Genomic DNA, 19,573 nt, shown 5'->3' with positions numbered 1-19,573 from the left:
AAAAATAAAAGAGGTGAGTTCTTTGGAACGGATTTTACAAATACCCAGCGACACGATTTCGTTGACGGCTACCCTGCATGAACCTACATGCACAACAGGCAAGACCAGAGTGAAATACCCGTTGGTTGTCATTTGCCATGGCTTTATCGGCAGTCGGATTGGAGTGAACCGCTTATTTGTAAAAGCTGCCAGAGAATTAGCTTCACACGGTTTTGGCGTACTGCGCTTCGATTACGGAGGCTGCGGGGAAAGCGATGGCGATTATGGGGCTGGTGGTTTGGATGTTTTGCTTGCACAAACACGAGATGTTCTCGACCATGTTTTCACACTGGAACAGGTAGATCAGGAGCGTGTGTGCCTGCTAGGGCATAGTTTGGGTGGTGCGGTCAGTGTGCTGACAGCGAGCCAGGATAAACGAATACACTCCCTCATTCTATGGGCACCAGTAGCACGTCCCTTCGATGATATCGTTCGGATCGTGGGGGAAAAGGAATACAAGGAAGCACTTTCATACGGCAAAACGGATCATTTGGGCTACGGATTGGAGAAGCGCTTTTTTCAGTCGCTCGGTACTGCTCTCCCGCTACGTCAAGCCAAGCAGTTTGAGGGAGATGTGTTAATCCTGCATGGCAATCGGGATGACGTCATTGCGGTGGATGCCATGTTTCATTATGAGCGAGAGCTGCATCTGCGGAGACGGGGGAGTTGCGAAACAGAAGTAGTTGTAGGGGGAGATCATACCTTTTCCTCGGCGGACAGCTACAAGCGATTGATTGCGAGTACGAGGAGCTGGTTGAATCGACTGGTTGAGAAGGAGACGGTTGCCGTATAAGAAAAAGGGATGGCCCTGGTGACGGGCTATCCCTTTTTTGCGATATTGGCTTTGATTTCGTTCAAGAGCCCGCGGCAACCCGCATTCACCAGGTCATACACATACGTGAATCGCCCCGTATAATAAGGGTCTTCCACATTTTGTTCCTGGGCAGAATCGGCAAAGTCGAGCAGACGGTACACCTTTTTCCCTGAAGGCGCCATTTGCTTGAGTGCGGACAAATTTTCCTCATCCATGCAGATGATATAGTCGTACTCCGAGAAGTCCTGTGTGACAATTTGGCGAGCACGCAGTGTGTCATGGGCAATCCCATTCTCGGTCAACACTTTTTGTGTACCTTTGTGCGGAGGTTCACCTGCGTGCCAGCCACCGATCCCCGCTGAGTCGATGGAGATTTCCCCTGTCAATCCCTCAGACTCTACGAGATGGCGAAATACGGCTTCTGCCATGGGCGAGCGGCAAATATTGCCCAGACAAACGAACAAAACGGTTGTCATATATACGTTCCTCTCTTCCTGTGTGTGATGCTTCTGTATGTTAGAATACCATAAGGAGGCAATCTGCAATGAAAACATATCTGTACCGCATACGTTTTGTCATGGCTGTCATTGTTGTCACCGTTTTACCGATTATCATCACCGGAATCGTATTGGTAAAATCGGCAGAGCAGGCTTTACTGGCGGAAAAGAAACAAAAGCTAATCGCCATCACGCAGCAGCTGGATTTTGCGCTGTCGAAAGATTTTGACACGATCGTCGTGGAAGCTGGATTAGAAAAGGCGGAAAAAGAGCATAAGCTTCAAGCATTAAACGAGAAAATGCAACCGCTTACAGATCGGATTGCTCTAGCCCACCCGGGAATTGGCGTCGGGTATTATTCCGCAGCTCTCGATTCCATCGTGACGTATGGACCCAGCAATGAAATGAGCTTGTACATAGGACAATCGATTAGCGAAACTCACCCGGGTCGCAGTGTCATGCAGACGCGGCAGACTGATGTAGTAATCGGCGAACAAGTACGTGGCAACATCATGAACGCCATGGTTCCACTCATTCGCAATGATCAAGTGATCGGCTATGCTTGGGCAAATGAGCTCATGTCTACGATCGATATACAACTCGCGGGAATGCGACAAAGCATTTATGCGATTTTGGGCATTGGCTGTATGATCGCAGCAGCGGCCAGCGGTTTGCTCGTCCATCGCTTTGAAGTGATTTTGTCAGAGATCAAGTCAGGGCTGAAGCGGCTTAGCCAGGACCTTTCCTTTCGCTTGAGGAAAATGGACGGAGAGCCTGGAGAAATTGCAGGTGCGATCAACAATTTGGCGAGTGATTTGCAGGCTAGCCGTAGCCGCACGGAGACAATCATGAATAGCATGGACAGTGGGGTCCTCGCGTTGGATCAGAGCGGGCACCTGATTGCATGGAATGAGACAGCGATACACATGATTGGCTTCACGTCCAGTCGAGCAAATGGGATGCATTACACGGAAGTTTTTACAGAGAGTGAGGCTCTTCTTCATATCCTGTTGGATACGCTGCAAAACGGTCAAGCGATCCGGGATGCAATGTGGCGCCATCAGCATCCGGACAGGGGCGTGCTCTGGCTAAAGGTCAGCTCTTCCATTTGGAAAAATACGACAGAGGAAGTGCTGGGGGCGATTGTCGTGCTGGAGGATCGCACACAATGGCAGAGGATGGAGTCAAGGCTGGCGCAAGCTGAGCGGCTGGCGGTCATAGGTGAGTGGGCAACTAGCATTGCCCATGAGGTGCGCAATCCGTTGACGGCTATCAAAGCCTTCGCCCAGATCATCGAGGAGGAATGGCCAAAAGACCATGGCTCTCGGGAATACACAGGGATTATTGTGGAGGAAGTCGAGCGTCTGAACCGTTTTACTGACGAGCTCTTGTTATTTTCTCGTCCCAATGAAGAGTCGAACGTACCTGTGCACGTGCAAGAGGTAATCCAGCACACGCTCAAGCTGATGGAACATGCCGAGGGCTTCAACGGAGTGAATGTGCAGCTTGTGTATAACGAGGATATTCCTGCCGTGATGTCTTCACCAGAATTGTTAAAGCAGGTGTTTTTAAATATATTGCACAACGCACTGCAAGCAAAGCCTATGGAAGGTCGTATCCAGATTGAAATCAAAAACATAAATAATGATGTGCATGTCCGGGTAACGAATGAAGGTCCGCCTATTGCGGAAGAAAATCTGCTGGCTATATTCGAACCATTTTTCACGACGAAGCAAACAGGTACGGGACTGGGACTGGCGATCTCCCAACGGATTGTGCAAGCGTATGGCGGACATATTTTTGCTCAAAATACCCCCGAAGGCGTTTGTTTTACTGTAATACTGCCGATTCGGGCAAAAGGAGGATTGTGATGACGAGCAAAGTGCTGATCGTAGACGACGAGGCCAATGTGAGAAGGGCATTGTCAACTACGCTACGCAAAATGGGATACGAGCTCTTGGAGGCTGGCAGTGGAGTAGAGGCTTTGGAACAGGTCGAACGCTTTTGCCCGCAAGTCATGCTTTTGGATCTGCGTATGCCTCAATTAGACGGCATGGATACGTTGCGCCGCCTGAACGAGAGAAAGGGAAGGCTCCCGAGAGTCGTGATGATGACTGCCTATGGTTCCGCCAGTGATGTCATGGAGGCAATGAAGCTGGGAGCCTTTGATTATGTGCAAAAGCCATTTGACTTGGGGCAGGTCAAACAAGTCGTTGCTCATGCACTCACACAGGGAGAACTGCTTGAGCAAGGCGAAGTCGGGAAAGTCCTACAGGAAGAGCAAGCGAATCCAAACAGAACCAGCTTGATTGGCCTGAGTCCGGCTATGCAAAACGTGTACAAGCTAGTGGGAAAAGTAGCGATGTCTAAAGCCACTGTTTTGATTGAAGGGGAGAGCGGAACAGGCAAAGAGCTCATTGCAAGAGCAATCCATTCCAATAGCCCGCGGGCGGACAAGCCACTCATTCCTGTCAATTGCGGCGCGATTCCTGAAAATTTGCTGGAGAGCGAGTTGTTTGGCTATGAACGGGGTGCATTTACAGGGGCCGTTCATCGCAAGCAAGGACTGTTGGAGCTTGCGAATGGAGGTACTCTGTTCCTTGACGAAGTAGGAGAACTGAGCCTTTCTTTGCAGGTAAAACTGCTGCGGTTTTTGCAGGATCGCGTATTTATTCGGGTAGGGGGCATCGAGGCTATATCGGTTGATGTTCGCGTGATTGCTGCCACTAATCGTGATTTGCAGGAAAGAATTCGCCAGGAACTTTTCCGCGAGGATCTCTACTACCGGCTCAATGTCGTTCCGATTCGCATGCCGCCGCTTCGTGAGCGAAAAGAGGACATTCCTCTGCTAATCCGTCACTTTCTCGCTAAATATGGAAAAGAGGCAGGGAAGCATGACCTTTGCTTGTCTGCTGCTGCCACGGAAGCGCTAATCGCCTATCACTGGCCAGGCAATGTGCGTCAGCTGGAGAATACGATCGAACGGGCTGTTGTTTTGACCAGAGGAGCAGTTATCGGTCACGAGCATGTCTTATCCCCCATTCAGGATAACAAGATGAGCGAACAGCCCCCTGGCCATGGCAAAATCAGCTATGAAGGACGAACCATGCGGGAAATCATTGCCCAAGTCGAGCAGGAAGCAATTGCCCATGCCTTGCGCCAAGAACGCGGCAACAAGCTACAGACAGCGAAAAGGCTAGGCATATCACGGCGGGCACTGCTCTACAAGCTGCAAATGTACGGATTGGATTCAGCAATAGGGGAAAGAGACTAATCACCTGAAGTGCGCAAACAAGTGTCATACTGTGCAAAAAGTAGTCAGCATAGCAGAGCAATTATTTTGAAAGCGTATTCATTTTCCTCGAAAAACAGATTGGCATCCCTCTTGCTATATCGGAAGGCATACGTACATGAATGCTTTTTTGAAAAGGGGATGAAAATGTGTTTCAAGCTTTAACGAATGCTTCGGTCCGCATGGTGCAACGCTATTTGCCAGACGCCTTTTTATTTGCAATCATTTTGACCTTCCTCGTGTTTGTTGCCGGGATCGTCGTCAATGGCAAAACACCGATGGAAATGGTCAACTACTGGGGAGGCGGCTTCTGGAGCCTGCTCAGCTTTACGATGCAAATGGTCTTGATCTTGATTACAGGTCATACGCTAGCCAGTACGAATATTTGTAAGCGTGGCTTGAATGCCTTGGGATCACTGGCAAAGACGCCAGGACAAGCGATTGTACTCGTCACAGTCGTTTCCTGTGTGGCCAACTGGATCAATTGGGGATTTGGGCTTGTCATCAGTGCGCTATTGGCACGCGTTCTTGCCAATCAAGTGGAAAAGGTAGATTATCGATTGCTCGTCGCCAGCGCATATGGAGGATTTGTCGTCTGGCATGGAGGGCTTGCTGGCTCTGTTCCTTTGACGATCGCTACGGAAAAGCATAGCCTGGAAAACATCATCGGTGTCATTCCGACCTCGGAAACGATGTTTTCACCAATGAATCTGACTATTGTAGCCACCATTATGATTGTCCTCCCGATTGTGAACAGATTCATGATGCCTGCCGAAAAAGATACAATTGTATTCAAGGGCGAAGGGATCGCGCAACAAGAAATGGCTGCTGCTGATTCAACAATCGACAATACTCCTGCCTCCAAAATGGAGAACAGCCGTTTGATCTCGGTTCTTGTTTCAGCACTCGGAATTATTTATTTGATTTACTATTTTGCTGATAAAGGCTTTAAGCTGAATTTGGATGTCGTCATCATGGGCTTCTTGTTTCTGGGTATACTCCTTCATGGGACACCGCGCAAGTTTTTGGATGCCATGCATGAAGCGGTGAAAACCACGACAGGGATCGTCGTGCAGTTTCCGTTTTATGCCGGAATCATTGGGATGATGACGGCTTCTGGACTGGCTGCGAGTATCTCTCAATGGTTTATCAGCATCTCGACACCTACTACCTTCCCGCTGTTTACGTTTTGGAGTGCAGGCCTATTGAACATATTCGTTCCTTCTGGTGGAGGGCAATGGGCAGTACAGGGACCAATCATGCTGCCTGTTGCCACTGAGCTGGGCGTTTCCCATGCAAAAGTCGCGATGGCCATTGCTTGGGGGGATGCGTGGACGAACCTGATTCAGCCATTCTGGGCATTACCTGTGCTAGCTCTTGCTGGATTAGGTGCGAGGGATATCATGGGCTACTGCTTGATGATGCTGATCGTGACAGGCGCCATTATCAGCTTGGGCTTCTTGCTTTTTTAGCGAAGCGCGCACGTTCATTGCCAATCGAGGCGTTTTTTGATATGATGATGGCAGTTACCCCAAGAAAAGAACTGCATATGAACGGAGTTTTCTAGGGTTCCGCGGTCAGTCATTTGGCCGGTCAGGACCGAGAGAAAACCCACGACCACGGTCGTGTACACGGAGGGATAAAAGCCCGGGAGGAATATCTGTGATGGTATTCACCCGAGGCTTTTTTTGCATTCGGAAAGATTGAGCCGTCTTGGGTGAGTATGTATTTTGGGGAACGATAAAAACGGATACGTCCGTTGCGATGAGCGTAAAAGAAAGAGGAGGGAGACAGAAATGGGGAAATATTGGTTGATGGTTGTCGTAGCAGCAGTATTTGAAGTCATGTGGGTAGCGGGCTTGAAGCACGCCGACAGCTTTTGGTCATGGGCGTTGACCATCCTAGCGATTATTATCAGCTTTGGTGTTTTGGTCTATTCAGGGAAAAAGCTGCCGACGAGTACGGTTTATGCGGTCTTCGTCGGTTTGGGTACGGCCGGTACCGTTATTAGCGAAATGGTCCTGTTTGGGGAACCGTTCAGCTGGGCGAAAGTAGGCTTGATCACACTTCTTTTGGGCGGAATCCTTGGGTTGAAGCTGGTCACACCGGATCATGAAGAGAAGCCGAAGAGGGAGGGTGAAGTGGCATGACATGGTTATCCTTAATTTTTGCAGGGTTGTTTGAGGTCGTTGGCGTGATGGGGATTACACAAGTTAACCAAAAGCCTTCGTTCCGCTCGTTTGCGGTGCTGATCGGTGGCTTTTCTCTCAGCTTCTTCCTCTTGTCCTTCGCCATGAAAGAAATCCCTATGGGGACAGCCTATGCGGTTTGGACAGGGATTGGTACGGTAGGAAGCGCTTTGGTCGGGATGTTGTTCTATGGAGAAGCAAAAGACAAGCTGCGAATCTTGTGCATCGCCATGGTGATTATAGCTGTAGCAGGATTGAAATTAGTAGCATAAGGAAGCCGTATCAAGGAAAGGCAGATATTCCACTTCGGATGTCTGCCTTTTCTTTTTGTATATGTTCCATTTCTCATAAGGAACACTCCTTACGAATAGGGAATAGTAAAGAAAATCGTCTCGTTCAAGGAGGGAATGGCAACACCATGGGCTCTTTCTGGGCAACGTTAAAAAAGGGAAATACGTCCTCGGCGACGGCAGCCTTGGGGAACACAGGGCTTGCTATCGCAAAAGGCTTTGCGGCTGTCTATAGTGGGAGCGGAGCCATGTTTGCTTCGGCAATGCATTCGGTAGCCGATGCGGTCAACCAGTTCTTCGTTTTCTTTGGCAGCGTGCTCGCAGAGAAAAAACCGACACCGAGGTTCCCTACAGGCTTTGGTCGTGTCATTAACATTTTCTGTATGGTCGCGGTGATCGTCGTAACCATCATGGCCTACGAAACCATTGTAAAAGGCCTCCATCTCATTTCCAAGCCAGCAGAATCCAGCCATTTTTGGTTGAATTTCATCATTTTGTCTCTGGCGGTCATTGTGGATGGGTATGTACTCGTAAAAGCGATGTTCGAAATCGTTCATGAAGCGCGGGTGGAAGCGAAAGGCTTTGCTGTCATCCCAGCAGCCTTTCGGAATGTAGGACGTGCGGCTCCGCCGACACGACTTGTCTTTTATGAAGACATCGTAGCGACGCTCGGTGCGCTATTGGCGCTGATTGCCGTTATCGTCACGACGTTTACTTCCTTTGCCTTGCTAGACGGGATTGCCACCATTCTGATCGGGATTCTCATGGTGGGTGTGGCATTCAAGGTAGGGTACGACAACATGGTCGGTTTAATTGGGATTGCAGCTCCCAAAGAAATCGAGGATCGGGTAGCCAAGGTCATTTTTGCTGATCCGGATGTAACGGACATCAATAAGTTGCGAATTGTACAGGAAGGGCGTTTTTACCATGTGGAAAGCTATGTAGAGCTGCGGCCGGGACTGAGCCTTGCTGTAGCGGACGATATTAAATACCGCATTCGCGACAGCTTGCTCACTGACCCGGATATTAGCGATGTGACGATGGGGATTTTGGAGGACAACGGCGTGGATGACTGGAAGCCACTCATGGGTCAGGGAACCACATAGACGAAAAAAAGCCCCGCACCGGCCATATAAGCAGGTGTGGGGCTTGATTTGTACTGAGGTGTGATGATTAGGAGACAGTCAACAGTTCTTGTTGCTCTGATTCATCTTTGTCCAAATGCGTAATCAGAACGCGTGTGACACGGTGATGATCCATCTGCTTGACGGTGAACAGGTGGTTTTCCCATTCTACTGTTGCACCAACAGCGATGTCTTCTTCGAGCTGGCTGTACAGCCAACCACCAATCGTGTCTACATCTTCGGATTCGAGCTCGAACGGAAGATGGTCATTCAGGTCAGCCAACACGAGCATACCGGATACGGAGAGGCCATTGTCCAGCTTCTCAATCTCTGGTCTTTCCTCGTCAAACTCGTCTTGGATATCCCCAACGATTTCTTCCAAAATATCCTCCATCGTCACGAGACCGGCTGTTCCGCCGTACTCATCGATGACAATAGCAAGCTGCGAACGGTTTTTTTGCATCAGACGCAATACCGTGCTGATTTCCATGGTTTCCGGTACGGTCAGGACAGGGCGGAGCAACGAATCCAGCTCTACGCTTCCCTCTTGTAAGGCAGAAAGGTAGAAGTCTGTCGCATGGACAAAACCAATGATGTTGTCCTTGTCCTCAGCTGCAACTGGAAAACGGGTGTGGCGCTGCGAGCGAATAATCTCCAGGTTTTCTTCAAAGGTATTCGTCGTATATAAGCAAACCATATCTATGCGCGGGATCATCGTTTCCCGAGCAACGGTTTCGGAGAAGTCAAAAACTTGTTCCACAAGGGCCAATTCGGTTTGGTCGATATGGCCACTTTGGTGACTTTGGTTGACCAGAAGGCGAATTTCTTCTTCTGTATGCGCCGCTTCATGTTCTGAGATCGCTTCGAGTCCCAGACGTCTCATGAGGGCGTTGGCGGTTCCGTTCAAGAACCAGATTGCAGGGTAAAGCAATTTATAGAAAAACATCAATGGCGCGGCAACCCACAACGAGGTCATTTCTGCTTTTTGAATGGCCAATGATTTCGGAGCCAACTCACCCAAGACAATGTGGAGGAACGTAATAATCGCAAAGGCTACACCAAAAGAAATCGCGGAGATCGCATATTCAGGCAATCCAGAAGATCCAAGCAAAGGCTCCACAATCATATGGGCAATGGCTGGTTCCCCAACCCAACCCAGTCCCAGCGAGGCGAGAGTGATCCCGACCTGGCAGGCAGATAGGTAAGCGTCAAGCTTATGCGTTACTTTTTGGGCGTAGACTGCACGTCTGTTACCTTCATTCACCATCTGTGTCAGGCGCGTTTGCCGCACCTTCACGAGTGAGAACTCTGCGGCTACGAAAAAGCCGTTGAGAAAAACAAGAAATATAACAAGCAGTAGGTTGAGCACTATCGGGACGGTGTCCAAGTAAAAAGTCATCCTCTCTGGAATTTTATGAAAGTACTATTTTCTATTTTACTCTGATTGGGTGGAACGTACAAAAGCGATATACCACCATAGAGGGCGTTTCTGCCCTTTTGGTCGGCAAGAGCGACCCTCAGATAACCGTAGCGCACGTTTTTGCGCTCGGAGAAGGCCGCAGATAGGCATCCATTTTTGTCAAGCAACGCAGAGTGCAAGCGGTTACCTGTGCAGTATTTGTTGGGCGTAGACGAAAAACGCTGACAGTACAGCAGCGAGACCGAGATAGGCAACTAACACTTTCCACTTCGTAGAAGCAGGTGCATCGTAGTACGTAGTGAGCTGGTGCATTTGCTCATCCAGTTCGGCTAACCTCTCTTGCGCCGCACGTTCTCCATCACGAAGAGTATCAGATGGGATCGGTCGGTTCGGGTCCGAATCGTAATACAGAGCAGGCTCTCGTTCCCACAGTCTGAACAATTCCCATTTTCTGTTCACATACACTTTATCGAGTCGCTTGAAGTCACGCTGAAGGCGTTGTTTGTCCTGCACAAATGGAACGTAAAATTTCTTCAAATCTTCCTGGTTGATCGCATTTACCTCGGCATTCATTTGCGTGCGAACATCCCATGTCGATTCCAGCGCGGGCCATTTGGCTATACTTTGCTGGAAGTCTGCAATCCTCTCGCGCTCGTATTGCAGGAGCTTTTGTTGATAGCTGCCACGTAGGCGGTTGTACCACGTAATCAAGCCGATGATGAAAATGATCACAGTAATCGGTCCTGGATTGGCGAACAGCATAACCCCCAGCCCGACTAACCCGATAAACCAAATCTTCGTCGACAATACCGAAACGATGCGTCCGCCATCCAGCGGGGAGACGGGCAGAAGGTTAAATAAATTGAGCAGGGCGCCCAAATAGATAACCAACCCCCAGAAAGGGTCTTGCGTATACCAATACAGCGGAAGGGCAGGCAAGAAAGCAATCATCCCCGCCAAGGGTCCGCCGTAGGCTAAGTACGCCTCCGTTTTTGCATCACGCGGCATGTCCTTCATGGCAATAAAGGCTCCCGCAAAAGGAATAAAAACAGCGGGTGAAGTCGCGATTCCTTTTCGTTTGGCGGCAATCACATGCCCCATTTCGTGGACGAAGATCAGATAGACGAGAGCTACGGCGAATTTCCATCCGTAAAAAGCGGCATACGCCCACAAGGTAATCCCCATGGATATAATGGTGGTTCCGAATTTCGAAAACTTCAGTAAGCTAAGTATCCATTTGAAATTGGCAAGTAAGAAAGCACCGATCGCCAAAAGGACTGAACGGCTTTTTTTCATTGTTTTTCCTCCCAGAAGATATAGGCAGATATTCTTTCTTACGAATCAAGCAGATAGAAGTTTCTGTCTAGTTGTCATCCAGACGAGGATTTGTGAAGTGAAAGCCGTACTCGCCATAGAGCGGATTGTAGCTCAGTTGTCCCCCGTCGAAATACCAGAAATCAGTTGGACGAATGACAAATCGCAACCCCTCTACTTCAAACACAGCATCATCGGTGAAGGCCTCATCTTTTTCAATCGCATAAAACATGCCACCGGTCCCGGGGCCGCTTGTTCGTACATATAATCGAAGCGTATCTCCAGGTACAAACCCGGCATAACGTTGATAGGCAAGGGAAAACGCCGGCTCTATCGCAAGTGTGATACTCATGGACTAGCTCCTTTCTGCTACTTGTCTTCCATTGTAACACAAGTCAGAGTAGTGTCCCGAGACTCAAGGTGCAAGCGCAATCCAAAAACACCCGTCCGGTCAGAAGTGCCTCTGCCGAACGGGCTTGCATGAAAAAGCTGGTATTAGTCCCTGCCTTTGCTCACGTCGAGGGTAGGATGCATAAAACGCGCTCTACCTGGTTCTTCTTGATCCTCAAGGAGCTCACGGTTTTCTATCGAGTTCCAGCCAATGTCATTGGTCGGATGTACCCACTCATCCCCTGACATGATGGAGGGGTCGGTTTCTGTGCTCCAGTTGTGTAAGGGAGATTCCTTGGACTCGTACAAGCTGTCACCGATGACGACTCCGAACTCATTGACGAATGGCTTTTGAATCGTACGGGACGAGTTCTTGAAGTCAGGAGCACTGATTTGATGCGGCAGCGTCCCATCGAGGGAAATATCCTTCGTCTTGTCGTTCCTTTGCTTCTCGTTATCCATCATCAGGACCTCCTTTTATCCCATAGCATGCATCAGTCACTGACCCCTTATTCGGTTTTGGAAGGGAGCTTGTGCTCAGCCAGCCTCCCAAGGGAGAGTGAGCTGCATTTTTTATTGAGGTCCGCTAATATCATTACGTACTTCGTTTAGATAGTTCTCTGTGTACACCATTTGGGAGCTGCTCAAGTTCTTGGGAGTCTTTCTCTTTTTTCTTTTGTTGATCTGGTCATAAATTACACCAAATACGATCAAGCCACCAACAATGGTTAATAAGAACGCCCACATTGGCATAAAAATCCCTCCCCCACGCGATGCTCGCTTTATATATTAGACTCATTTTTCTCCAATATGTGTCTCCTTATTTTTCCAATACCCTCGTCCAATTAGGGAGACTATTGGTTTTCTACAACTGAACGTTAAACTTTTTGATAAAGTCCTTTCATTAAAGGAATCTCGGTCATTTATGCCACGACATCGAAAATCTCAGAAAAGGTCAAATCTACTGGGCCAAGTAATTAACATTCAAGCATAAGTAGCGAAAGAAGCTTAAAAAACAAAGATATCGCGACCCACTAATGAAATGTATTTGATAATATGTGGAATTTATTGAAAAATAATAATATTATTATAACCTAAATCACTTGGGGGAGGGAGCGACAATTTGTATTAATGTGCGCTCTACGTTAGTAGGTCTTATTTACGGTTTGGTGACTATGTTTTTTTTGAGTTTTATCATTTCTTTTCTCGGAGATTTCGCAGCTGGCGGCATGTCGGCTGGGGGAGCATCGTTTGGGGGATGGTTATGGTTTTTTGCGACATCCCTATTTCCTGTCTCTGTTATTTCTGGTATTTCAGGTTACTTCCAGGCATTCAGGAACATTCGCCTATGGGTATATTGGGTTTTATGTGCTTTTCTAGGTTTTATAATCCCTCTTTTCATGGGGTCAGTTGGTGCTACGCTGTTGCTTATTTTAGAGTATGGCTTTGAGCGTGTAATGACCCCGTCAACAGAGATTACAGCGAATGATATCATGCATGACTATTTTAAATTAGCACCCCTATATGCCCTGATAGTACTACCAGTTACGACACCCTTTTTAGCTCTTTGGCTTAAAGGAATGCAAGCTTTTCTAACTTATGTTGAAAATAAGCGGAAAAGGAGACCCTGTGAGCTGTAAGGATCGAATCTCCTTCAACCCCAGATGTACAAGCTATGCTTGCCCATGCGTTTATAAATCCTTTTATTGGCCCAATTACATCAGCTCAAAGTGATACTTGTTCAAAATTAGTCAGCAAAGCATTTCAACCAAAGAAACGTTCCCTTCAATTGCATACTCATGAATGATTCTCTCTTCCGGTCCCTCTAGACTCATCAAACTTTTTAAAGAGTAAAAATCGCCGAGCATAATGGCTGCCCGGCGGTTTTTTTGTTAGCGGTTTTCTTTTAGCCTTTCTTGTGGTTCACTATTAATGGAGCCGTCAGAACGTACAGCCTCGGATTGGGCTTTGGGTCCTCGGATTTCAGCGGTTTTTCCAAAATCTTTTTCTTTGTTGCGAACCATGTGATGTCCTCCTCTTTGCGAAAGATGAAGATAGTATGACCCGGATGGGGCCAGAGAATGAGGACAGAATGAGGATAGGGAAAGGGTGGCAATTCAAATGGCAAAAAAACAACGAAAACCACAGCGTCAACCAGAGACAACCACTACGACAGACGCGAAAAGCGGATTGAACAGTTTGAAGGATATGCTGAATGCAGATGCGCTCGGAGCACTCAAGCAGCTTGAAAAAGACATGAAGACAGAGGGCGAGCGCAAAGAAAAGGAAGCAGCTGAACAAAAGCGCCGGGAGCAGGAAGAACGCGAGCGCAACAAGAGCTTTGCTGAGCTTTTAAACGATTACGAGAAAAAAGGCGGAGGCAAGTACAGCTAATGCGAGATGGACGGCAAACGGACCGACCGGATACTTCCAAAAACGGTTTGATGAAAAAGCGGCAACAAGATATCAAGGACGAGTCCATAAAAGAACGGGGCCGGATGGTCCTCGGTCGATTGGGCAAAAAGGACCCGAAGAAGTGATTTTTTTTCTCTCATTCCCATATAGCTAGGAGTGAGGGGAGGGAGGTCATGGGGACAATCCTGCTCCTGTTTAGCCTCTTGTGTGTGGCAGTAGGGACCTGGAAGTTAATCGGGATCTACAAGGCAGAAAAGGCTGACAGCAAGCCGCTCTGGTGGACGGTCGCGAGCGTGGGGATTGCGCTTTTTTTTCTTTTGAAGCTGGTAACGGATACGTTGCCAACATAAACAAGCACCTGTAGCCAGAGAGCTTACAGGTGCTTGTTTTTTCATAAAGGCTACTCCATTATTCGTAGCGCAGGGCTTCGATTGGATCGAGCTTGGCGGCCTTGTTGGCCGGATAGAGGCCGAAGAAAATACCGATGGCACTGGAGAAGCCAAATGCGATAAACACGCTGTTCCAGGACATAAGCGGCGGCAACTGTGCAAAATAGGCAATGATCGAAGCGATACCAAGGCCGAACAACACCCCGATCAATCCACCGATCAAGCAGACGATGACCGATTCAATCAAAAACTGAATCAAAATATCTCGTCGGCGTGCCCCTAATGCTTTGCGAATTCCGATTTCGCGAGTACGCTCTGTTACGGATACGAGCATGATGTTCATCACGCCGACGCCGCCAACCACGAGGGAGATACCTGCGATGATACTGAAGATCAGCGTCAAGGTGCCCGTCATTTGATTAAACTGATCCATCGATTCCTGCATGCTGCGAACTCTGTAATGGTCTTCCTTTTGATGCTTGCGGCTCAAGTACTGTTTGACCTGCTGCATGGCTGGGTCGACAGACGCTTTGTCGATCGCTTTTCCCATGATCATTTGGACAGAAGGCTCTTCCTGCAGGCTCATTTCGTAACGGATGGGAATAATCGCCCCATAGCTCGTTGCCATGTCAAACTTGAACTTCTCCTCCGTATACGTCCCGATTACGACGAGAGATTGATTCCCCCAGCGAACACGCTGACCAATCGGGCTCATTTGACCGAACAGCTTTTGAGCAAGAGCTTCCTCTAAAACGATGACGGCGCGCTGCTCTTTGTCATCGACTTCGTTGAAAAGTCGTCCTTTTGCCACCTTCAATGTTGATTGCATCGAAAAATAATCAGCAGTGGAGGCGGTGAGGTTGACGCGCTCTTCTTTTTTCGGCCCCTTCAAATCAATCGTACTGGAGTTGGAAGGGACGATGTATTGAATGGCAGGACTAATCCTGCCGAGCACCTCTGTATCTTCCACAGTCATATCTTCTGCGGCAATCTCTTCTTTTGTCTCCCAATTGATGAAGACGTTAAACGTGTTTTGCCCGAACTTTTCCATCTCTTCGTTGATGGCTTTTTGTCCACCTTCACCGAGTGCCGTGACGACAATGACGGAGGTAATCCCGATGATGATACCGAGCATGGTCAAGATCGAGCGCATTTTGTTCGCCCAAATACCTTCTACGGCGGTGTTAAAGCTTTCCATAAAATTCATGTGACAATCACCTCGTCAGACGGCTTGGAGAATATTCGCTCCGTAACCTTTTCATCGCGAATGATCACGCCATCCTTGAAAGTCACAATCCGCTCAGCATGCTGGGCGATATCCAATTCGTGGGTAACCAGAATGATCGTAACGCCCTGCGCATGCAGCTCCTGAAACATGGCCATGATTTCGACCCCGGAGCGGCTGTCCAGATTTCCCGTCGGTTCGTCTGCCAACAGGATGGCTGGTTTATTGACCAGTGCTCTGGCAATTGCTACACGTTGTTTTTGACCACCGGATAGCTGGGTTGGTTTATGGTCCATGCGCTCAGCCAGTCCCACTCGCTTGAGTGCTTCTGTAGCCCGTTTGCGCCGTTCTGAGCGACTGACATTGGCGTACATCATCGGCAGCTCTACATTGTGCAAGGAGGAAGAGCGGGCGAGTAGATTAAACGATTGGAACACAAAGCCGATCTTTTGGTTGCGAACAACGGCGAGCTCCGTATCCTTCAAGCTGCTGACCTCAATGCCGTCTAACATGTACGAGCCCGAATCTGGACGATCCAGACAGCCTAGCATGTTCATAAACGTCGACTTCCCTGATCCTGATGGCCCCATGATGGCAACGAATTCGCCTTGTTCCACCAGCAGGGAGACACCTTTTAAGATGGGCAGTACGGTATCACCCGTCTTGTATGCTTTCGTCAAGCCTTCTACATGAAGCATCGTCGGCTGACCTCCTTCTTTACGTGTTACATGCCCATTGGTGCGCCGCCGCCACTCATCGGCATGACAGGTGTTCCTTCAGTCAGGGATTCGACAGGGCCAAGAATCACTTGCTCATCACCGTTAAGTCCAGACTTGACGTGAGAGAACAACTCATTTTCCATACCGGTTTGGACTTTCTGTTTTTTCGCCACACCATTGTCAGATACCCAAACAAAGGTGCTGCCGTCAGCATCTTGCTGTACAGCTTCGATTGGCACTTGCAAGGCATTATCGATTTTTTCGACGGAGATGTTGATGTCCACATGGAAGCCAGGCTTCAAAGCAGATAGATCTCCAGATGGCTTGAGGGTAACTTTGACGCGTGTTTTTTCACCTTGCCCCGACTTGGTGGCAGTCGTAGTCGCGGTTGGAGAGATGCGCACTACTTCCGCATTCAGCTTTTTCTTTCCGAGTGTCACGCCTTCAATCGTGGCAGATTGACTGATTTTGAGCTTGTTGACATCGGATTCGTTGATATCTGCTTCAACCAACAAATTGTTCAGATTGGCAAGGGTCAAGATTTCTGTTCCCTTGTTGACGTATTGACCGTTATTAGCTGCAACGCCAATGACGGTTCCATCCATAGGTGCTACGACGACGCTTTGGACACGTTCTTTATTCAACTGTGCTTTTTCTACATTCAGCTTGTTAATTTGGGCTTGCTGAGCGGCAATGTCTTCCTTGCGTGGCCCCTTTTGCTTGAGAGCGAGCTGTTGCTTGGCGACATTTAGCGTAGATAGAGTACTTTCCATTTGTGATTTCAGCTTGTCCAGCTCTTGCTGGGTTGAAGCGCCAGAAGTGAATAATTGATTCATCCGCTCATATTCCCGCTTTGCCGCATCGTATTCACGCTGGGCTTGGGAGACACGCTCTCGGTCCTGTGCGACTTCTTCCGGCTCATTGCCGATTTGTGCCTTGGCGAGGTTGGCTTTGGCCAATTCCATTTGCGCTTCCAGCTCGAGAATTCGGCTATCGACATCGGACGTGTCGATTTTCGCGATCACTTGTCCCTTTTTCACCTTGTCGCCTTCCTTGACGACAAACTCACGTAAGGTTCCAGTGACGTTGGCGTACTGTTTGAGCTTGTCTTCTACGGTGACGAGCCCTGATGTTAAAACCTTGCTTTCCAAAGCTGATTTCGTTGGTGCGCCGATGTTGACAGGCATTCCCATAGCTTGTTGCGATCCCATCATGGAAAACGCAACGCCCCCGATGCCCAGGAGGACTACGACGGAACCGATGATCCACCATCGTTTTTTCATGTTCATTCTCCTTGCTTTGGTAAGAACCATATTATTTCATTGCTCGAAAGGGTTTTACGGTAGTGCTGGAAAAAGGTAACATAAAACGACGAATGTTCACATTTTGGACACATTTAAACGCATTTTGATACGTTTTATCGGGAAGTTCTTTGCCGCCAATTGCCGTGATATCATAGATAAAGATGAGATGACGTTCCTCGGAGGGGAGCTATGAACAAAACGATTCGTTTTGATTACGCCAACGCTCGAGCCTTTGTCAAACAGCATGAGTGGGAGCAGCTTTCTCCAACGATCGAAATTGCGCATCAAATGCTTCATTCAAGGACTGGACCCGGCAAGGATTATCTTGGTTGGGTCGATTGGCCGGAACAATACGACCGGGATGAGTATGAGCGAATTCGCCAAACGTCAGTTCGAATTCAATCAGATTCAGATGTGCTTCTGGTGATTGGCATCGGAGGATCGTATCTAGGGGCAAAAGCGGTGCTTGACATTTTGGGTCACAGCTTCTACAATTTGCTGCCGAAGTCCAAGCGACGTTTTCCAGAGATTTATTTTGTGGGCAACAATATTAGTCCGATTTATATCTCTCATCTGATGGATGTATTGGAAGGAAAAAATGTGTCCATCAACGTCATCTCAAAATCGGGCACGACGACTGAGCCCGCTATCGCGTTTCGACTTTTTCGGGAATGGCTGGAAAAGAAATACGGACGTGAAGAGGCCAAAAAACGAATTTACATTACGACGGATAAACAGCGGGGAGCCCTGAAAAAGCTGGCGGACGACGAGGGCTATGAGTGCTTTGTCATTCCGGATGATATCGGTGGGCGATATTCAGTCCTGACTGCGGTTGGATTGTTGCCGATCGCTGTAAGCGGGGCGAACATGGATGCACTCATGCAAGGGGCAAGGGATGCACGCGAATGCTACATGGTCATGGATTTGCGCGATAATCCATGCTATCAGTATGCGGCGTTTCGCAATGCACTCTATCGAAAAGGCAAGACAGTGGAGCTGTTGGTCAGCTATGAACCGCAGTTTCGCTACTTTGCGGAGTGGTGGAAGCAGCTCTTTGGGGAATCGGAGGGCAAGGACGGCAAAGGAATTTTTCCGGCTTCTGCTGAGTTTTCAACGGACTTGCACTCGTTGGGTCAATACATACAGGACGGCATGAGGCATTTGTTTGAGACCGTTGTGTCTGTTACGAAGCCCCTTGTTGATTTGACTGTCCAGGAGGATCCCGCTGACGTCGATGGATTGAATTTTTTGACTGGCAAACGAATGGGGTATGTCAATAAAAAGGCTTTCGAGGGAACGGTGCTGGCCCATGTGGACGGCGGCGTACCGAATCTGCTTGTGGAAATACCGGAGGCGACAGCTTACTATCTCGGTGGACTGATTTACTTTTTTGAAAAGGCATGCGGAATCAGCGGCTATTTGCTAGGTGTCAATCCGTTTGATCAGCCAGGGGTGGAGGCGTACAAGGCCAATATGTTTGCTTTGTTGGGCAAGCCGGGCTACGAGCGGCAGAAAGCGGAACTGGAGGCTAGATTGCGCGAGAATAAGACGTATTTGACCGTTGAGGAGACAGCCGCCTATTTGGAGCTTCCCGAGACGTTTATTATGGAAAAAATCAAGCAGGGACGCATCCGTGCTGTTCATGACGGCAATGAGTACATCATTAATAAAGAGCAATTCAATCATCATCTGGAGGAAATTCGCAAGCTTCAGGAGTTCGAGGATGCTGCACGCCATGAACCGATTCCGGAGAGCTACGATGTGAAGGATGAGGATTAACCAGCGGACGTGCTTGTCAGATGGCGGCAAACAGGACTATACTTACAAAGGAATATCATAATGAACAAGCAACTTGGGGAGTCCTTCATGCGGGGCTGAGAGGATGGAAGCAATCGACCGTCGACCCATTGCACCTGATCCGGATCATGCCGGCGCAGGGATACGGTTGCCGGCAGACAGCGCTTTTCGCTTGATTGTTACCTATGCGCGTGTAGCCCACCTTTTCCTGCTCGGGAACTGGTGGGCTTTTTGTTATGGAGAAGTGGGCATGTGGCTGTAGGGGAGAGAAGAATATTTCCAGACTAGGCTCAGGGCTCCGTCCTGCTGGGGGTTAAGACTGCCCGCTCCGAATGGATTCGCGGGGAAACGCAAA

The 19,573-nt window shown here is 48.7% G+C and carries 22 protein-coding genes, 1 pseudogene and 2 riboswitches; of the genes and pseudogenes, 13 read left to right on the top strand and 10 right to left on the bottom strand.

All coding sequences use genetic code 11. The features are described 5' to 3' along the window. Positions 1-13: 13 nt before the first annotated feature. Positions 14-832: an alpha/beta hydrolase family protein gene (locus HPY31_RS23110; protein ID WP_172142616.1), complete on the top strand. Its 819-nt coding sequence runs from the start codon at positions 14-16 to the stop codon at positions 830-832. A gap of 26 nt (positions 833-858) precedes the next feature. Here the strand turns inward: HPY31_RS23110 and HPY31_RS23105 are convergent, their stop codons facing one another. Continuing rightward, positions 859-1,329 carry a low molecular weight protein-tyrosine-phosphatase gene (locus HPY31_RS23105; RefSeq protein WP_172142615.1) on the bottom strand — a complete coding sequence of 157 codons (471 nt, stop codon included), beginning with the start codon at positions 1,327-1,329 and terminating at the stop codon, positions 859-861. A 68-nt stretch (positions 1,330-1,397) separates the two neighbouring features. Between HPY31_RS23105 and atoS the strand changes: the two genes are divergently transcribed. The 6 genes from atoS (at position 1,398) to HPY31_RS23075 (ending at position 8,227) form a co-directional block, all read left to right on the top strand. Then, entirely contained in the window at positions 1,398-3,221 is a 1,824-nt protein-coding gene (gene atoS, locus HPY31_RS23100) for a two-component system sensor histidine kinase AtoS (protein WP_172142614.1), read from the top strand. Beyond that, entirely contained in the window at positions 3,221-4,624 is a 1,404-nt protein-coding gene (locus HPY31_RS23095; RefSeq protein ID WP_172142613.1) for a sigma-54-dependent transcriptional regulator, read from the top strand. The genes atoS and HPY31_RS23095 overlap by 1 nt, the downstream gene beginning before the upstream one ends. A 167-nt stretch (positions 4,625-4,791) precedes the next feature. Beyond that, entirely contained in the window at positions 4,792-6,114 is a 1,323-nt protein-coding gene (locus HPY31_RS23090; RefSeq protein WP_172142612.1) for a short-chain fatty acid transporter, read from the top strand. 80 nt (positions 6,115-6,194) lie between these two features. Beyond that, positions 6,195-6,298, top strand: a riboswitch (guanidine-I (ykkC/yxkD leader). Positions 6,299-6,438: 140 nt separating this feature from the next. Then, a complete protein-coding gene (locus tag HPY31_RS23085) occupies positions 6,439-6,792 on the top strand; it encodes a DMT family transporter (protein WP_172142611.1) in 354 nt (117 codons plus the stop codon). Further along, positions 6,789-7,103 carry a DMT family transporter gene (locus HPY31_RS23080; RefSeq protein WP_016738882.1) on the top strand — a complete coding sequence of 105 codons (315 nt, stop codon included), beginning with the start codon at positions 6,789-6,791 and terminating at the stop codon, positions 7,101-7,103. Before HPY31_RS23085 ends, HPY31_RS23080 begins: the two co-directional genes overlap by 4 nt. 146 nt (positions 7,104-7,249) lie before the next feature. Then, positions 7,250-8,227 carry a cation diffusion facilitator family transporter gene (locus HPY31_RS23075; RefSeq protein ID WP_172142610.1) on the top strand — a complete coding sequence of 326 codons (978 nt, stop codon included), beginning with the start codon at positions 7,250-7,252 and terminating at the stop codon, positions 8,225-8,227. Between the two features lie 67 nt (positions 8,228-8,294). Here the strand turns inward: HPY31_RS23075 and HPY31_RS23070 are convergent, their stop codons facing one another. From HPY31_RS23070 to HPY31_RS23050, 5 genes are all read right to left on the bottom strand, one after another. Next, positions 8,295-9,632, bottom strand: coding sequence for a hemolysin family protein (locus HPY31_RS23070; protein ID WP_172142609.1), 1,338 nt, complete (start codon positions 9,630-9,632; stop codon positions 8,295-8,297). Positions 9,633-9,848: 216 nt separating this feature from the next. Continuing rightward, the gene (locus HPY31_RS23065) at positions 9,849-10,961 is read right to left on the bottom strand and encodes a site-2 protease family protein (RefSeq protein ID WP_172142608.1); all 1,113 of its coding nucleotides are present in this window, start codon (positions 10,959-10,961) and stop codon (positions 9,849-9,851) included. Positions 10,962-11,028: 67 nt separating this feature from the next. Beyond that, entirely contained in the window at positions 11,029-11,331 is a 303-nt protein-coding gene (locus tag HPY31_RS23060; RefSeq protein ID WP_172142607.1) for an iron-sulfur cluster biosynthesis family protein, read from the bottom strand. Between the two features lie 143 nt (positions 11,332-11,474). Further along, positions 11,475-11,831, bottom strand: a complete 357-nt coding sequence (locus tag HPY31_RS23055; protein WP_172142659.1) for a DUF3905 domain-containing protein — start codon at positions 11,829-11,831, stop codon at positions 11,475-11,477. A 111-nt stretch (positions 11,832-11,942) separates the two neighbouring features. Continuing rightward, positions 11,943-12,122 (bottom strand): hypothetical protein, encoded by a 180-nt coding sequence (locus HPY31_RS23050; protein ID WP_106654141.1) that lies wholly within the window; start codon positions 12,120-12,122, stop codon positions 11,943-11,945. 380 nt (positions 12,123-12,502) lie between these two features. Here HPY31_RS23050 and HPY31_RS23045 point away from each other — a divergent pair, with 380 nt between their 5' ends. After that, the gene (locus HPY31_RS23045) at positions 12,503-13,009 is read left to right on the top strand and encodes a hypothetical protein (RefSeq protein WP_172142606.1); all 507 of its coding nucleotides are present in this window, start codon (positions 12,503-12,505) and stop codon (positions 13,007-13,009) included. Positions 13,010-13,261: 252 nt separating this feature from the next. On the opposite strand, the gene sspK is transcribed toward HPY31_RS23045, so the two are convergent. Then, on the bottom strand, positions 13,262-13,393 hold the full coding sequence (gene sspK, locus HPY31_RS23040) for a small acid-soluble spore protein K (protein ID WP_007724732.1): 132 nt from the start codon (positions 13,391-13,393) through the stop codon (positions 13,262-13,264). Positions 13,394-13,490: 97 nt separating this feature from the next. Between sspK and HPY31_RS23035 the strand changes: the two genes are divergently transcribed. The 3 genes from HPY31_RS23035 to HPY31_RS23025 are packed head-to-tail and all read left to right on the top strand — an operon-like array spanning position 13,491 to position 14,134. Further along, positions 13,491-13,763, top strand: coding sequence for a DUF3886 domain-containing protein (locus tag HPY31_RS23035; protein WP_016738888.1), 273 nt, complete (start codon positions 13,491-13,493; stop codon positions 13,761-13,763). Continuing rightward, positions 13,763-13,909: a hypothetical protein gene (locus HPY31_RS23030; RefSeq protein ID WP_007724729.1), complete on the top strand. Its 147-nt coding sequence runs from the start codon at positions 13,763-13,765 to the stop codon at positions 13,907-13,909. The genes HPY31_RS23035 and HPY31_RS23030 overlap by 1 nt, the downstream gene beginning before the upstream one ends. 48 nt (positions 13,910-13,957) lie before the next feature. Next, positions 13,958-14,134, top strand: a complete 177-nt coding sequence (locus HPY31_RS23025; RefSeq protein ID WP_007724726.1) for a hypothetical protein — start codon at positions 13,958-13,960, stop codon at positions 14,132-14,134. Positions 14,135-14,192: 58 nt separating this feature from the next. Here the strand turns inward: HPY31_RS23025 and HPY31_RS23020 are convergent, their stop codons facing one another. Genes HPY31_RS23020 through HPY31_RS23010 form a run of 3 tightly spaced genes read right to left on the bottom strand, consistent with a single transcriptional unit; the run spans position 14,193 to position 17,400 of the window. Beyond that, complete coding sequence (locus HPY31_RS23020; protein ID WP_172142605.1) at positions 14,193-15,380, bottom strand: ABC transporter permease; 1,188 nt, start codon at positions 15,378-15,380, stop codon at positions 14,193-14,195. Next, on the bottom strand, positions 15,377-16,096 hold the full coding sequence (locus HPY31_RS23015) for an ABC transporter ATP-binding protein (RefSeq protein ID WP_007724719.1): 720 nt from the start codon (positions 16,094-16,096) through the stop codon (positions 15,377-15,379). The genes HPY31_RS23020 and HPY31_RS23015 overlap by 4 nt, the downstream gene beginning before the upstream one ends. 26 nt (positions 16,097-16,122) lie before the next feature. Continuing rightward, positions 16,123-17,400 carry an efflux RND transporter periplasmic adaptor subunit gene (locus tag HPY31_RS23010; protein WP_172142604.1) on the bottom strand — a complete coding sequence of 426 codons (1,278 nt, stop codon included), beginning with the start codon at positions 17,398-17,400 and terminating at the stop codon, positions 16,123-16,125. Positions 17,401-17,610: 210 nt separating this feature from the next. On the opposite strand from HPY31_RS23010, the pseudogene HPY31_RS23005 reads away from it, so the two are divergent. After that, positions 17,611-18,960: pseudogene (locus HPY31_RS23005) on the top strand (glucose-6-phosphate isomerase); the annotation flags it as partial. After that, positions 18,955-19,200: an excisionase family DNA-binding protein gene (locus HPY31_RS29245; RefSeq protein WP_309139218.1), complete on the top strand. Its 246-nt coding sequence runs from the start codon at positions 18,955-18,957 to the stop codon at positions 19,198-19,200. The pseudogene HPY31_RS23005 and the gene HPY31_RS29245, both read left to right, overlap by 6 nt. A 64-nt stretch (positions 19,201-19,264) precedes the next feature. After that, a riboswitch (TPP riboswitch) is annotated at positions 19,265-19,381 on the top strand. The last annotated feature ends 192 nt before the right edge of the window (positions 19,382-19,573 follow it).

Origin of the sequence: Brevibacillus sp. HB1.3 (genome assembly GCF_013186635.1) — a bacterium.
Classification (GTDB): Bacteria; Bacillota; Bacilli; order Brevibacillales; family Brevibacillaceae; genus Brevibacillus; species Brevibacillus brevis_D.
This window is presented reverse-complemented; position numbering and strand designations above follow the sequence as displayed.

Excerpts from the sequence above, each read along its gene's own strand:
- HPY31_RS23085 (WP_172142611.1), top strand. The coding sequence starts at position 6,439 with ATGGGGAAATATTGGTTGATGGTTGTCGTAGCAGCAGTATTTGAAGTC.
- HPY31_RS23105 (WP_172142615.1), bottom strand. The coding sequence starts at position 1,329 with ATGACAACCGTTTTGTTCGTTTGTCTGGGCAATATTTGCCGCTCGCCC.
- sspK (WP_007724732.1), bottom strand. The coding sequence starts at position 13,393 with ATGGTTCGCAACAAAGAAAAAGATTTTGGAAAAACCGCTGAAATCCGA.
- HPY31_RS23060 (WP_172142607.1), bottom strand. The coding sequence starts at position 11,331 with ATGAGTATCACACTTGCGATAGAGCCGGCGTTTTCCCTTGCCTATCAA.
- HPY31_RS23095 (WP_172142613.1), top strand. The coding sequence starts at position 3,221 with ATGACGAGCAAAGTGCTGATCGTAGACGACGAGGCCAATGTGAGAAGG.
- HPY31_RS23020 (WP_172142605.1), bottom strand. The coding sequence starts at position 15,380 with ATGAATTTTATGGAAAGCTTTAACACCGCCGTAGAAGGTATTTGGGCG.
- HPY31_RS23075 (WP_172142610.1), top strand. The coding sequence starts at position 7,250 with ATGGGCTCTTTCTGGGCAACGTTAAAAAAGGGAAATACGTCCTCGGCG.
- HPY31_RS23080 (WP_016738882.1), top strand. The coding sequence starts at position 6,789 with ATGACATGGTTATCCTTAATTTTTGCAGGGTTGTTTGAGGTCGTTGGC.
- HPY31_RS23050 (WP_106654141.1), bottom strand. The coding sequence starts at position 12,122 with ATGCCAATGTGGGCGTTCTTATTAACCATTGTTGGTGGCTTGATCGTA.
- HPY31_RS23035 (WP_016738888.1), top strand. The coding sequence starts at position 13,491 with ATGGCAAAAAAACAACGAAAACCACAGCGTCAACCAGAGACAACCACT.
- HPY31_RS23030 (WP_007724729.1), top strand. The coding sequence starts at position 13,763 with ATGCGAGATGGACGGCAAACGGACCGACCGGATACTTCCAAAAACGGT.
- HPY31_RS23010 (WP_172142604.1), bottom strand. The coding sequence starts at position 17,400 with ATGAAAAAACGATGGTGGATCATCGGTTCCGTCGTAGTCCTCCTGGGC.
- HPY31_RS23015 (WP_007724719.1), bottom strand. The coding sequence starts at position 16,096 with ATGCTTCATGTAGAAGGCTTGACGAAAGCATACAAGACGGGTGATACC.
- atoS (WP_172142614.1), top strand. The coding sequence starts at position 1,398 with ATGAAAACATATCTGTACCGCATACGTTTTGTCATGGCTGTCATTGTT.
- HPY31_RS23055 (WP_172142659.1), bottom strand. The coding sequence starts at position 11,831 with ATGGATAACGAGAAGCAAAGGAACGACAAGACGAAGGATATTTCCCTC.
- HPY31_RS23025 (WP_007724726.1), top strand. The coding sequence starts at position 13,958 with ATGGGGACAATCCTGCTCCTGTTTAGCCTCTTGTGTGTGGCAGTAGGG.
- HPY31_RS23065 (WP_172142608.1), bottom strand. The coding sequence starts at position 10,961 with ATGAAAAAAAGCCGTTCAGTCCTTTTGGCGATCGGTGCTTTCTTACTT.